The sequence below is a fragment of the Shimia sp. MMG029 genome (genome assembly GCF_027947445.1).
GTDB lineage: Bacteria > Pseudomonadota > Alphaproteobacteria > Rhodobacterales > Rhodobacteraceae > Shimia.
The window spans coordinates 133,074-146,740 of the sequence record NZ_JAQJIM010000002.1; the positions used below are offsets into that span (position 1 = coordinate 133,074).

The 13,667-nt window shown below is 59.0% G+C and carries 13 protein-coding genes; 10 read left to right on the plus strand and 3 right to left on the minus strand.

All coding sequences use genetic code 11. From position 1 onward, the window contains the following. Nucleotides 1–118: 118 nt before the first annotated feature. Nucleotides 119–1,090: a sodium-dependent bicarbonate transport family permease gene (locus PJL69_RS07430; RefSeq protein WP_271309094.1), complete on the plus strand. Its 972-nt coding sequence runs from the start codon at nucleotides 119–121 to the stop codon at nucleotides 1,088–1,090. Nucleotides 1,091–1,099: 9 nt separating this feature from the next. On the opposite strand, the gene PJL69_RS07435 is transcribed toward PJL69_RS07430, so the two are convergent. Continuing rightward, a complete protein-coding gene (locus PJL69_RS07435; protein ID WP_271309095.1) occupies nucleotides 1,100–2,134 on the minus strand; it encodes an AraC family transcriptional regulator in 1,035 nt (344 codons plus the stop codon). Nucleotides 2,135–2,387: 253 nt separating this feature from the next. Between PJL69_RS07435 and PJL69_RS07440 the strand changes: the two genes are divergently transcribed. The 7 genes from PJL69_RS07440 (at nucleotide 2,388) to PJL69_RS07470 (ending at nucleotide 7,031) form a co-directional block, all read left to right on the plus strand. Next, nucleotides 2,388–2,582, plus strand: coding sequence for a hypothetical protein (locus PJL69_RS07440; RefSeq protein ID WP_271309096.1), 195 nt, complete (start codon nucleotides 2,388–2,390; stop codon nucleotides 2,580–2,582). A 180-nt stretch (nucleotides 2,583–2,762) separates the two neighbouring features. After that, nucleotides 2,763–3,362, plus strand: coding sequence for an NAD(P)H-dependent oxidoreductase (locus tag PJL69_RS07445; protein ID WP_271309097.1), 600 nt, complete (start codon nucleotides 2,763–2,765; stop codon nucleotides 3,360–3,362). Between the two features lie 105 nt (nucleotides 3,363–3,467). Further along, nucleotides 3,468–4,406: an aldo/keto reductase gene (locus PJL69_RS07450; protein ID WP_271309098.1), complete on the plus strand. Its 939-nt coding sequence runs from the start codon at nucleotides 3,468–3,470 to the stop codon at nucleotides 4,404–4,406. Continuing rightward, nucleotides 4,403–5,494 carry an NAD(P)/FAD-dependent oxidoreductase gene (locus PJL69_RS07455; RefSeq protein WP_271309099.1) on the plus strand — a complete coding sequence of 364 codons (1,092 nt, stop codon included), beginning with the start codon at nucleotides 4,403–4,405 and terminating at the stop codon, nucleotides 5,492–5,494. The genes PJL69_RS07450 and PJL69_RS07455 overlap by 4 nt, the downstream gene beginning before the upstream one ends. Further along, nucleotides 5,479–6,138 carry a DUF938 domain-containing protein gene (locus tag PJL69_RS07460; RefSeq protein ID WP_271309100.1) on the plus strand — a complete coding sequence of 220 codons (660 nt, stop codon included), beginning with the start codon at nucleotides 5,479–5,481 and terminating at the stop codon, nucleotides 6,136–6,138. Before PJL69_RS07455 ends, PJL69_RS07460 begins: the two co-directional genes overlap by 16 nt. A gap of 96 nt (nucleotides 6,139–6,234) precedes the next feature. Further along, nucleotides 6,235–6,573, plus strand: coding sequence for a carboxymuconolactone decarboxylase family protein (locus PJL69_RS07465; RefSeq protein ID WP_209096910.1), 339 nt, complete (start codon nucleotides 6,235–6,237; stop codon nucleotides 6,571–6,573). A 59-nt stretch (nucleotides 6,574–6,632) separates the two neighbouring features. After that, on the plus strand, nucleotides 6,633–7,031 hold the full coding sequence (locus tag PJL69_RS07470; protein ID WP_271309101.1) for a hypothetical protein: 399 nt from the start codon (nucleotides 6,633–6,635) through the stop codon (nucleotides 7,029–7,031). Nucleotides 7,032–7,113: 82 nt separating this feature from the next. Here PJL69_RS07470 and PJL69_RS07475 read toward each other — a convergent pair whose 3' ends face one another. Further along, complete coding sequence (locus PJL69_RS07475) at nucleotides 7,114–9,621, minus strand: GcvT family protein (RefSeq protein WP_271309102.1); 2,508 nt, start codon at nucleotides 9,619–9,621, stop codon at nucleotides 7,114–7,116. Between the two features lie 179 nt (nucleotides 9,622–9,800). Between PJL69_RS07475 and panC the strand changes: the two genes are divergently transcribed. Beyond that, a complete protein-coding gene (gene panC / locus PJL69_RS07480) occupies nucleotides 9,801–10,643 on the plus strand; it encodes a pantoate--beta-alanine ligase (protein ID WP_271309103.1) in 843 nt (280 codons plus the stop codon). Beyond that, complete coding sequence (gene panB / locus PJL69_RS07485) at nucleotides 10,640–11,449, plus strand: 3-methyl-2-oxobutanoate hydroxymethyltransferase (protein ID WP_271309104.1); 810 nt, start codon at nucleotides 10,640–10,642, stop codon at nucleotides 11,447–11,449. Before panC ends, panB begins: the two co-directional genes overlap by 4 nt. Nucleotides 11,450–12,212: 763 nt before the next feature. On the opposite strand, the gene PJL69_RS07490 is transcribed toward panB, so the two are convergent. Further along, the gene (locus PJL69_RS07490) at nucleotides 12,213–13,610 is read right to left on the minus strand and encodes an FAD-binding oxidoreductase (protein WP_271309105.1); all 1,398 of its coding nucleotides are present in this window, start codon (nucleotides 13,608–13,610) and stop codon (nucleotides 12,213–12,215) included. Nucleotides 13,611–13,667: the final 57 nt, after the last annotated feature.

The following is a 13,667-nucleotide window of genomic DNA, read 5'->3' on the forward strand; positions in this document are numbered from 1 at the left end:
GTCACCCATATGGCTGACGATCCGACCAAGGAGCCGCTCTTGGATCATCGACGACCCCGCCAAAGCTGATCGCCTGATCACCGGCATACCCTCCTGAAATCTTAAGAAAGTCACGCTTATGGACCTCTCCCTCGCCGCTCTGGCGGGCAACTTGCTTGCGCCCACAATTCTGTTTTTCCTCCTCGGCCTGATCGCCGCTTTTGCCAAAAGCGATCTCTCCATCCCGGAGGGGGCCGCCAAGATCATGTCGATCTATCTGCTGCTCTCCATCGGCTTCAAAGGTGGGGCTGCTGTGGCGGATAGTGGCATCAGCAACGCGCTGATCCTCTCCCTTATCGCAGGGATTGCGCTGTCTTTCATTCTGCCTTTCGTGGCCTTTGGTCTGCTGTCGATCATGACCCGTCTTGATCCAGTAAACGCTGCCGCTGTGGCGGGGCACTATGGCTCTATCTCCATCGTCACTTTCGTCACCGCTGTCAGCCTGTTGGAAGGGCGTGGCATCGAAAGCGAAGGTTTCATGGTGGCGGTGGCCGCCGTGATGGAAGTGCCTGCGATCATTTCCGCGCTCTGGCTGGCAGCCCGCAAAGGGAGCGGCGCAAAATTTGACAGAAAACTGGCTCACCACATCCTTGGCAATGGCTCCATTGTACTGCTGCTGGGGGCGTTTGCCATTGGCGTCACAACGGGCACGGAAGGGCTGGCGCAGATGGAACCCTTTATCATTGTGCCCTTCACCGGGGTGCTTGCGCTCTTCCTCTTGGATATGGGGCTGTCTGCGGGGCGCAGCCTGATTGAGCACCGCAAGGAAATCTCAGGCGGAGTGCTGATCTTTGGCTGTGTCATGCCGCTGATCGGGTCACTCTTTGGCTGGGGCGCAGGCGCACTCGTCGGCCTCTCGATGGGCGGCACGTTCCTCTTGATGGTGCTCTGCGCGTCAGCCTCCTATATCGCGGTGCCCGCAGCCATGCGCCTTGCGCTACCGCAGGCCAAATCCGGCATCTATCTGTCACTGGCACTTGGGGTCACCTTCCCCTTCAACCTGACATTCGGGCTGCCAATCTATTTCTATCTGGCCAGCTTGACCGGTTGATACGGCGCCTCAGCGCGAAGCAGGCGCCCCCAGACTTTCGCCTTTTTGGGCTTGTCGATAGGCCCTGGGCGACATCCCAGTCCAGCGTTTGAACCCCCGCGAAAACGCGCTCTGTTCTGAAAATCCAGTCAGAAAGGTGATTTCTATCAAGCTGTAAGAGGATGCGACCACAAGCTGCCTGGCCAGCTGGTGGCGCGCCTCATCCACCAGTGCCTGAAATGTCTGCCCCTGTTCAGACAAGCGGCGCTGAAACGTGCGCTCTCCCAGCCCCATGATCCCGGCCACTTCCGCCAGTTGCGGCACACCTCCACTCAAAAGCTTGGTGATCTCTTCGATCACCAACTCGGCAAATGGGCGCGCACGGCGCGCATCTTCCTGCAACGCCTGATCCAGATGTGTGGTCAGATACTGCCAGATCGCAGCATCTCCAACCGCGCAGGGCTGTTCCACCTCTGCCATGTCAAAATGGATCGCATCCCGCGCTGCGCCAAATTCAGGCATCACGCCGAAATGCGCCATCAAAGCGTCTTTGCTGCCCTCGCGAGTGTGGCTGAACTCCACCTTTACCGGGGTCAGCGTCTTCTGCGTGGCTTCCCGACACAACACCAGCGTGGTCGCCATCGCCGCCTCAGCGGACAGCGCACTGCCCAGCCGCACCACTGCCGGCCCTTTCATGGACCAAACATACGCGCCACCCTCTGCCTCTGCTGCAAACTCAGAGACTCGATTGTGCAGGCGCACATATTGCTGAAGCCGCTGCAATCCCTGCCGCACCGTTGGCGCCGATTTGAAGGCCAGCCCAAACACCCCAAATTCATCGCAGCGCATGCTTTGACTTGTGCGCATGTGAAAACGCAGATCCGGCCACTCACTCTGTGCAATCGCCTCAATCAAGCTGAGATAGGCCGCAATTGGCACCATGACGGCTCCGTCCTGCAGTTGATCAGGCGTCATTTCGATAATTTGATACAGGGGCGCCTTGTCGGGCAGGTTTATCGCCTGCTCGATCTGTTTGCGCGCATACATCGCAGAAACCGCGGTCACTTATTCACCCCACGTTCGCCTCTAAAGGGCCTCTTTTGGCGCAATCCCACCGATCACGCTTTCGTGATCGACACTTTGACCTTTGACGCCTGCTGTCAAGTCTTTGGCACGCGGCGTCAATATTTCAGAGACCTGCAGCGGTATTCCTAATCACATCGAAACAACACGGCACATCGAGCCACCTTTGACAGGTCACGACGATGCGCCCCCGAGCGCCTCAATGGCGCAGCAGAAAGACGAAAGGAATACAACCATGACGTTATCCGCCCCATTGATAGGCAAGTCTATTGCAGTCGCAACAGTGGGCAGTGGCCTGACCATCTTTGCAGGCGCCCTTATCCTGGGGCTTGGCGGCCCCACCACCGGGGTCCACCACCTTGCGGATGCGGGGGCAGCCCAAGTTGCGCAAACGTCAGACACATACATCGAACTGCCGCATCACGCGTGACACCGCATTCGGGGTGACCCTGTCCCTTTGTCCGCCCCGTACCGGCGGTCACACTTCCCCAGCGCAGTCCCAAGTGCCTCCCGTGACCGCCCCTTTCCGACCCTGACAGATATCTCCTTTTCTGTCGGGGTCGGCTGTGGCCCGCACGTGCCCTCTCACTCCTAAACAGCGAGCGTCATCATGCATGTCCTTACCGTTCTCGATCACCCCACCCCTTCCTGCTTTTCCGCAACAGCCGCCGCGCGTTTCATCGCCGGTCTGCGCTCTGCCGGACATACTGCAGAACTCGCAGACCTGAATGCCGAAGGTTTTAACCCGCTCTGGTCTCTGGCCGATATTGCAGAACACCCAGCCGAGGATGTTCAGCAAGAGCAGGAACGCATGGCCCGCGCAGATGCAATCTGTCTGATTTTTCCTCTATACTGGTGGGGGTTGCCTGCCAAAATGAAAGGCTGGGTCAACCGTGTCTGGCAACCGACTGTTACGGCCAATGACAACAGCGCTCCTGATGGCGCGGCGGTCTCTGCAAAACAGCTGCGGGCTGGCCTTATGCTGGTGCCCGCAGGACCGCGTACAGATCGCATGGATCGCAAGGGGCACGCCCCTGCACTGGACACCAGTTGGATGATGGGCGCGCCCGGTGCGTTTGGGACTTTGCCTGACCGGCTGGAATTGCTGATTGGCAGCGCCTCCTCTGATGCGCGTCACGCACAGTTGCAACAACGCTGCTTTGACATCGGCCAAACTCTTCCCGCCCCTGCCAGCCAACGCACATGTTAAGCGCAGGGCTTGTTCCGCTGCCGCAGCAATGTGCCGCTGCACAAAGGTTGCTGCGCACCCAAAATCGTCCTTTTCCCGCGCCGCAACCCATGGCAACGTCGCGCCATGACACACCGCATCTTTAGCCCCAACGGCACCCCCGTCGGTCGATTTGCCTTTGGCACCATGCAATTTGGCGAAGGGGCCACCGCGCAGGACAGCGCCGAAATGTTCGAAGCCTGCCGTGGCGCGGGGATCAACCATTTTGACACGGCCCATCTCTACACCTCTGGAAAATCAGAAGAGATTCTCGGCGGCCTGATCCGGGACTGTCGCGACGCGTTGGTGATTGCCACGAAGGTGGGCTACAATGGCGGCGCTGGTCGCGCCAATCTTGCTGCGCAATTCGATCTGTCCCGTCAGCGGCTTCAGCTTGATCAGATCGACATTTTATACCTGCACCGCTTTGATGCAGACACGCCGCTGGAAGAGACACTGGATTTCTTTGCGGAACAGAAAGCACAGGGCAATATCCGGTATGTGGGCCTGTCAAATTTTGCCGCCTGGCAGGTGGTCAAGGCTGCCTGGCTTGGGGCGGCGCACGGCGTATCAATTGATGTGCTGCAACCCATGTACAATCTGGTCAAACGTCAGGCAGAGGTCGAAATTTTGCCCATGTGCGCCGATCTCGGCATCCTTGCCGCCACCTATTCGCCACTGGGCGGCGGTTTGCTGACAGGGAAATACAGCGCGCCCGATGGCACGGGCAGACTGCGCTCTGATCGTGGCTATGCCGCCCGCTATGGGGTGGATTGGATGCACACCGCAGCGACAGAGCTTGCTAGCACCGCAGCCGACATGGGCGTGAGCCCGGCCACATTGGCGGTTGCCTGGGCCGCGCGCCACAGCGCCGCACCAAGCCCGATCCTGTCTGCGCGCACTGCTGCGCAACTGGCCCCCTCGCTGGCGGCTGTGACTTTTGACATGGATGATGCGCTTTATGCGCAGCTGACAGCGCTCACCCCGACGCCGCCACCGGCTACTGATCGATTGGAAGAAGCATGATCGACTTCCTCATCATTGGAGGCGGCATCGCTGGGCTCTCTGCTGCGGCGCGCTTGGCACCGCTGGGGAAAACCCTTGTTTTGGAACGGGAAAACGCGCTTGGCTATCATGCCTCTGGCCGCTCCGCCGCCATGTTTGAGCAAAACTACGGCCTGGCCAGCACGGTCGCGCTCAGCCGCGCCAGCGCAGATTTCTTCGCCACAACGGATGGCGGCTTCCTCTCTCCGCGTGGTGTGATGTTTCTTGCCAAACCCGAGGATCGCGCAGCTTTTGAGCAAGCGTGTGAAAGCTTTGAAGCCACCCCCATATCCACAGAAGACGCCTGCGCGCGGGTGCCCATTCTGAAACCAGAGGTCGCGGCGTTTGCCGCCATGCATGAAGAGGCCGCAGACATTGACACAGACCGCCTTTTACAATGGTGCGCGAAGACTTGCCGCGCCCATGGCGGCGAGGTGCGCACCGGGCAGGCCGTGACCAAGATCGCCCGTACCGCGTCCGGCTGGCAGGTGATCGCAAATGGCGCGGCCTATGAGGCCAAACTGCTTTTGAACGCGGCTGGGGCGTGGGCCGATCAGATCGCCAACCTCGCGGGCATTGCACCGCTTGGCATCACCCCGATGCGCCGCTCCATGGCGCGCATTCCAGCCCCCGGCGGTCATGACGTGCGTGATTGGCCCATGCTGCTGGATGTGCACGAACACTGGTATGCCAAGCCTGATGCAGGCAGCCTGATTGTGTCTCCGGCTGAAGAGGACCCGATTGCCCCGTTTGATGCTTGGCCAGATGATATGGTGCTGGCTGAAGGGCTTGCGAGATATCAGGAATTTGTCTCTGACGAGGTCACCCGCCTGGAGGCCAGCTGGGCCGGACTGCGCAGTTTCACGCCAGATCGCAACCTCGCGCTTGGCCCTGACGGCACAGAATCCAGCTTTGTCTGGGTGGCCGGTCAGGGCGGTTATGGCTTCCAAACGGCCCCGGCTGCCTCTCAACTGATTGCAGACCTGATCACCGGCCAATCCATAGCGCTCGATACGGCCACCCGCAGCGCCCTTGATCCACGGAGGTTTTCTAAATGCCCCGCCGCCTGAACTTGCCTGACAGCGCCTCCGTTGCGACACCAGATGCCCACGGAAAGCTCTATGCCCCCTCTGCCGCACGCAATGTCGCCCCACTGATTGACGCGCTGGCCGAACTGTTGCCCGCAGAGGGCGAGGTTCTTGAAATCGCCAGCGGCACCGGGCAGCACATTGCGGCCTATGCCGAAGCCTTCCCCGCGCTCACATGGCGCCCAACCGAAATCGACGCCACCCGCCGCGCCAGCATTCAGGCCTATGTGGATGAAAGCAGCCTCACCAATCTCTCCGCGCCTCAGGATCTGGACGCCACCGCCCCCGGCTGGGCAACACAGGTCGGCGCGCCAAATGCGATCCTGCTGAGCAATCTGTTGCATCTGATCAGCACAGCCGAGGCTCAAACCCTGATTTCAGAGGCCGCGAAGGCGCTGCACCCGGGCGGTCAGCTGCTGATCTATGGCCCGTTCAAACGCGATGGCGTGCTGGTCAGCGACGGCGACCAACGGTTTGATGCAGACCTGCGCGCACAGGATCCGGAGATTGGCTACAAGTCTGACCATGAGATTGCCGCGATCGCGCTGTCTCATGGCTTGTCTGGTGGCACAATTACGGAAATGCCCGCCAACAATCTGCTGCTGCAGTACAAAAAGCCCCTGTAATCACAGAAAAACGCCTAGCGGTGTGGCCCTTTGATCTTGGTCAAATTAACATTCCTCAATTGGAATATGTTGGCTCTGCAAATTAAAGGAGCCACCATGAGTTGGACAGACAAAATATCCGCCACACGTAATGAATTGCGTGGCCTGAACAAAACCATTCCAGACACCGCCAGAGCCTTTGGCGGGTTGAGCAAATCCGTGAAAGAAGGCGGCGTTCTGGATCACAAGACCAAAGAATTTGTCGCCCTTGGCATGGCCATTGTCAGCCGTTGCGAGCCCTGCATTTCTTTGCATTGCGAGGCATTGGTCAAAGCCGGTGCCACCAAAGACGAAATTGCTGATGTGCTTGGCATGGCGATCCAGATGGGCGGCGGGCCGGCAATGATGTATGCGGGCAAAGCGCTTGCCTGCTTTGAAGAGCTATCAGCAGGCTGACATTTGCGCGGCACCCTCGTAAGGTGCAGACAAACATAGTCAAAATGATTGGACGAACCATGCGCATTACATTGATTTCTTCGGCTCTTGTGTCATTGGGCCTCGGGTTCAGCAGCCCGGCGCTGGCCGCAGACTCCTGGGATCTGGACGCAGACGGCACCATCACCTGGGCCGAAATGGAGGACATGCGCAAACGCACCTTTGAAACCTTTGACGCCAATCAGGACGGCAAGCTCGATAATGCGGAATATTCCGCCTTTGACGATGCGCGGGCCCAAAATGCCAAAGATCACCCAAGCTCGCTGTCCAATCGCGCAGTGCTGGGCCTTGGCCGGGGCACCGTGGACATCAACCTGGATGGCGATGTCACCCGCGATGAAATGACCACCCGCCTGCGTGAATGGTTCACCAGCATGGACAAAGATGGCGACAACATCCTGACCAAAGGCGAATACTAAGGCCGCACCGGACCAAGCCGCGGCCTCACACAAAAAAAAACGCCCCGCAAATCTGCGGGGCGTTTTCTTTTACTCTGAAACCTTAGCCGTCTTTGCGGATGGTTTCGTTTTTCGGATCATAGGGGCTGTCACAGGTCACAACCGCATCCCACAGTTTGTCGAGCATCTTCACCTTCAGCTTGGTGCCTTCGACCGCCATCTCAGGCTTGACGTAGCCCATGCCGATGGATTTCTCAAACGCCACCGAATAGCCACCGGAGGTCAGACGGCCAACGCGCTCACCCTCTGGGGTGTAGAGCACTTCGCGGCCCCAAGGATCCGCATCTTCCGGCCCGTCGATCAGCATGGTGCAGCACTTGAAGCGCACGCCTTTGGCTTCCATTTCGGCCTTGCCGTGGAACTCTTTGGACAGGTCGATGAAGCGCGGCAGGTCGGCCTCTGCCGGGGTCGCATCACGGCCCAGCTCAGTGCCAAACGCACGGTAGGATTTCTCCTGACGCAGCCAGTTCTGCGCACGGGCGCCGACCAGCTTCATGTCAAACTCCGCACCCGCGTCGACCAGCAGATCCCAGAGGTAGTTCTGCATCTCGATCGGGTGGTGGAGTTCCCAGCCAAGCTCACCGGTGTAGGCCACACGGATCGCGTTCACAGGGCACATGCCCAGCTCGATCTGGCGCGCAGACAGCCAAGGGAAGCGCTTGTTGGACAGCGCGGTGCTTGGATCGGCGTCGCTGATCACCTTTTTCAGAACATCGCGGGATTTTGGCCCGGCAATCGCAAACACACCCCACTGTGTGGTGACGTCCTGGATTTCGATGTAGCCGAACTCTTCCATCTTGTCCTCGGCCGCTTTGCGCAGGAAGTCTGCGTCATATTCGGTCCAGGCGCCTGCGGAGACGATGTAGTAGTTGTTCTCACCGTTGCGCACGATGGTGTATTCGGTGCGGGTGGTGCCTGCTGCGGTCAGCGCATAGGTCAGGTTGATACGACCCACCTTTGGCAGCTTGTTGCAGGTGAACCAATCCAGGAACTGGGTCGCACCGGGGCCTTTGACAACATGTTTGGTGAAGGCGGTTGCGTCGATCAGGCCAACACCTTCACGGATCGCTTTGGCCTCATCCACGGCATACTGCCACCAGCCACCACGGCGGAAGGAGCGGTTTTCCTCGTCAAAGTTCGAGGGCGCATCAACTGGGCCATAGTAGTTCGGACGTTCCCAGCCGTTCACCCAGCCAAATTGCGCGCCTTTTTCTTTCTGACGGTCAAAGGCAGGCGAGGTGCGCAGTGGGCGACAGGCCGGACGCTCTTCATCTGGGTGGTGCAGGATGTAAACGTGCTCATAGCACTCTTCGTTCTTGCGTGCCGCAAACTCGGTGGTCATCCAGTTGGAGGAATAGCGCTTCGGGTCAAGGCTCGCCATGTCGATCTCGGCTTCGCCGTCCACCATCATCTGCGCGAGGTAGTAGCCGGTGCCGCCTGCTGCTGTGATGCCGAAGGAGAAGCCCTCTGCCAGCCACATGTTGCGCAGGCCAGGGGCCGGACCCACCAGCGGGTTGCCGTCTGGGGTGTAGCAGATCGGGCCGTTGAAGTCGTCTTTTAGGCCGGATTCCGCACAGGAGGGCACGCGCTCGGCCATCGCCATGTACTGATCCGCGATCCGGTCGAGATCCAGCGGGAACAGGTCCGCGCGGAAGCTGTCCGGCACACCGTGCTCAAAGCGCGCAGGCGCGCCTTTTTCATAGATGCCGAGGATCCAGCCGCCACGCTCTTCACGCGCATAGGATTCGTTGTCGGCGTCCCGCACAACCGGGTGCTCCGGGTTGCCCGCTTCACGCCATTTGACCAGCTCAGGGTCCTGATCCATCACGATGAAAGTGTGCTCCACCGGGATCGCTGGCATCTTGATGCCCAGCATCTTTGCGGTGCGCTGCGCGTGGTTGCCCGAGGCGGTCACAACGTGCTCTGCCGTGATCACCACTTTTTCGTCCGACTCAATTAGGTTGCCGCCCTTTTCCACCATCTTGGTGCAGGTGACTTCCCAATGTGTGCCGGTCCAGTGGAAGGAATCCGCCTGCATCTTGCGGTGAATTTCCACACCACGCTGGCGCGCGCCTTTGGCCATCGCCTGTGTCACGTCAGCCGGGTTAATATAGCCGTCCTCGGTGTGGTAAATCGCGCCTTTCAGGTCGCCGGTTTCGATCAGCGGCCAGCGCTCTTTGATCTGATCCGGTGTCAGCCACTCATAAGCCACACCACAGGTTTCGGCGGTGGAGGCATAGAGCATATACTCGTCCATACGCTCTTGGGTCTGCGCCATACGCAAGTTGCCCACAACCGCAAAACCAGCATTCAGGCCGGTCTCTTCTTCCAGTGTTTTGTAGAAATCCACCGAGTACTGGTGGATGTGTGTTGTCGCATAGGACATGTTGAACAGCGGCAGCAGGCCAGCGGCGTGCCAGGTTGAGCCAGAGGTCAGCTCATCCCGCTCGATCAGCATCACATCGTCCCAGCCCGCTTTGGCCAGGTGATAGGCAATCGAGGTTCCGACGGCACCACCGCCCACAACCAGCGCTTTGACATTCGTTTTCATAAGACAGGCGACTCCCCGCAGAAGAATGATTTTGCGGTGACTGTAAACGATTGGCCACAAATCTCACGGTCCAGCCGACGCAATAGTGTGCGAATGCGACGTGACGTATCCGTCAAAACCCTTGCTGTGCAGCCGCAGCATCGTTACACCCGCCCCACCTAAAATGGAGACAGACCAGAATGCTGATCTGCCGCTCAGTTTCAGAGTGCCGCGAAGCGGTTGCAAAACTGCGCCAAAATGGCCACCGCATCGGCATGGTGCCCACCATGGGCTATCTGCACGCGGGCCACATGAGCCTCATTCAGACCGCCAAAACACAAAGTGACGCCATCGTGGTGTCAATCTTCGTGAACCCCACGCAATTTGGTGAAGCCGCCGATCTCGACGCCTACCCACGCGATGAGGATCGCGATCTTGCCCTGCTGAACGAGGCCGGCGTCGCGGTTGTGTTCCTGCCGGAGGTGGGGACCATGTATCCCCCCGGCGATGAAACCATCGTGGAAACCACCCGTCTGGCCAATATGCTGCACGGCGAAGTCCGCCCCGGCCACTTCCGCGGCGTGACCACAGTGGTGGCGCGGCTCTTTAACATCGTGCAGCCAGATGTCGCCGTCTTTGGTGAGAAAGACTACCAGCAGCTTCAGGTCATCAAACGTATGGTGGCCGACCTGCATATGCCCGTGCAGATCATCGGCGCCCCCACAGTGCGCGAGGCCGATGGGCTCGCGATGTCGTCACGCAATGTGCGCCTGACACCAGAAGACCGCGCCGCCGCGCTGGTGCTGTCACGCGCGCTGGATGCCGCAGAGACCGCAGCCAAGGGCGGCACAGTTGACGCCCTGCACGCCACCATCACCGCGACCATCGCCAGCGAGCCGCGCGCCGCGCTCATCGGGCTGGACATCGTGGCCGATGAAACGCTCAATACCCTCACCGGGCCGCTCACCGGCCCCACCGCCATCATGATCTCCGTTGCCTTTGGCGACATTCTTCTGATTGACCAAAGAGTAGTGACCCCATGAGCAAACAGACCCAGATCCGCCGCACCACCGTTCCACAGATCGCCGCCCGCAAAGGTGGGGAGCCGATTGTCTCACTGACCTCCTATCACGCGCACACTGCCGCGATTGTCGACAAATACGCGGACTTCATTCTGGTGGGTGACAGCCTTGGCATGGTCATGCACGGTATGGAAAGCACCGTCGGTGTGCCGCTCGATCTGATGATCATGCACGGCAAAGCGGTGGTGCGCGGCACCCAGAAAGCGCTGGTGGTGGTGGACATGCCCTTTGGCACCTATGAGGAAAGCGCCGCCGTGGCCTTCCGCAATGCCGCCAAGATCATGAAAGAGACCCAATGCGGCGCGGTGAAGCTGGAGGGCGGCAAACGCATGGCCGAAACCATCCGCTTTTTGACCGAGCGCGGCATTCCCGTGATGGCCCACATCGGCCTCACACCACAGTCCTCAAACGTCATGGGCGGCTTCAAGACCCAGGGCCGCGAGGAAGACAGCTGGGCCATCCACGAAGAAGACGCCCGAGCCGTGGCCGAAGCTGGTGCCTTTGCCATTGTGCTTGAGGGTATGGTCGAGCCGCTGGCTGCCAAGATCACCAAACAGATCGCAATCCCCACCATCGGCATTGGGGCCTCAGCAGACTGTGACGGCCAGATCCTCGTGCTTGAGGACATGCTGGGCCTGAACGAATGGACGCCAAAGTTTGTGAAAGTATACGGCGACCTCGGCCCCGCCATCGAACGCGCCGTGAGTCAATATGCTGACGAGGTCAAAGACCGGAGTTTTCCGGGAGAGGATGAGGTTTATCGGTGAGGGGAGGCTGCCTATCCGCCACCTATTCAAACGCTCCGAACAGGTCGGATTTGCTATTTCACCTCTTTGAATGCTAACCAAATTGGCCCGGAAGGGCCCGATACCCGAAAAGCTACATCTGCGTCGTTGCGGCACATTTGATCAACGCGCTCTACAGCATCCTCGTCTAGGTTATGCCCCCATTCGCCGTTTATCTCAGTCTTTTGGGGGGCGAGGATAATACCACCAAAACGGTGATCCGCCTCCTCCCAACTTAATTGCTCCGCATCAGAGTAAGCAGCATCTAGTTGCTTTTTTAGGGCATCGTTTTGGAAACGAGGTCCAAGAAAGTACTGCTTGAATTCAAATGCCCATGCGCAGGGACTGTCAACATCCGCGACCCAAAGATCACATCTACCGTTCTTGTAAGGCCTGCCTCTCTGCTTTTTTCTTTTGAGCACCGAGTACTCTGTCAAAGCTAAAAAGCCCCTATAGTGGCGGCATTGCCCAAAAGCGCAACACTTGCTGTTTCATTCCATTCAAACGGATCAAACTCAAAATACGACTCCGTAAACCGAGCCCGCAGCGCTGATACATTGTCCAACCATTTCTTAAAGGCACACACGGTGTTTCTACGCTCATCTCCGACGATCTTGTAAACTTGGTCAACTTTCCGATCCAATTGTCGTTCTCCAAATGTTGTCTCAACAAGAAGAGAAACAACCTATAGGTCAGGTTGAAAATGAAAAACTCCTAAAAGGTATTGCTCAACCATTTTATCAACTCACAAAATCTTCCCCGGATTCATGATCCCATCCGGATCAATCGCCGCTTTGACTGCCGCCATCACATCCACAGCCCCGCCAAGCTCTTTGCGCAGGTAGGGCTTCTTGCCCTGCCCGATGCCATGCTCCCCCGTGCAGGTGCCGCCCATGGAAATCGCCAGATCATTGAGCCAGCTGACAAAGCCTTCCGCCTTGGCGACCTCTTCGGCGTTCTCCATGTCAATCAGCGGTAGCGTGTGGAAGTTTCCGTCGCCCACATGGCCCACCACCGGCGCCAGCAAGCCCAGCTCTGCCGCCTTCTCTGTCGCCGCCGTGACACATTCCGCCAGCCGTGAAATCGGCACGCAGACATCGGTGGAAACGCCTTTTGCGCCGGGGCGCAGCTGCAGCGAGGCCCAATACATATCATGGCGCGCCTGCCAAAGCTTGGTGCGGTCCTCAGCCTTTGTGGTCCATTCAAACCCCGTGCCGCCCATTTCTTCGGCGATGGCACCAAACATTTCTGCCTGCTCGGCCACGCCATTGTCAGAGCCGTGGAACTCCAAAAGCAACAGCGGTGTTTCCGGCAGATCAAGCTTGGAATAAGCATTGGCCGCCTTCACGCTCATCGCATCGAGCAGCTCAATCCGCGCCACCGGAATGCCGTATTGAATGGTCGCCATCACCGCCTGACAGGCCGCATCCACGCTCTCAAACGAACAACGCGCAGAGGACATCGCCTCTGGAATGCCCTGCAATTTCAACGTGATCTCTGTGATGATGCCGAGCGTGCCCTCAGCACCAATCATCAAACGGGTGAGGTCATACCCTGCGCTGGATTTCTTCGCGCGGCTGGCGGTGCGGATCACCTCGCCAGACGGCAAAACCACCTCCAGCGCCAGAACATTGTCCTTCATCGTGCCATAGCGCACCGCGTTGGTGCCGCTTGCGCGGGTGGAGGCCATCCCACCCAGCGAGGCATTGGCCCCCGGATCAATCGGGAAAAACAGGCCGCGGTCCCGCAGATGGGTGTTGAGCTGTTCGCGGGTGACACCCGGCTGCACCACGCAATCCAGATCCTGATCATGCACCGCGATGATGTTCTTCATTTCGGTCATGTCGATGCAGACACCGCCCAAAGGCGCGTTCACATGCCCCTCCAGCGAGGTGCCCGTGCCATAGGCAATCACCGGCACCTTATGGGCGGCGCAGGTTTTGATAATGGCGGCAACTTCTTCGGTCGATTTGGCAAAGATCACCGCATCCGGGGCTTGGTTGGGCAACCATGTGGTGGTGTGGCCATGCTGTTCGCGCATCGCCTGACCCGTGTGGCAGGCCTCACCAAATTGCTGCTTCAGCACCCCCAGCGCTGCGGCAATGCCATCTTCATTGCGCTCCAAAACCTCTGCGTTTGCCATGCCTCTTCCCTTCGCAAGTCGCTGGGGGCCGCAAGCAAACGCAGAGCCTTGTACTCA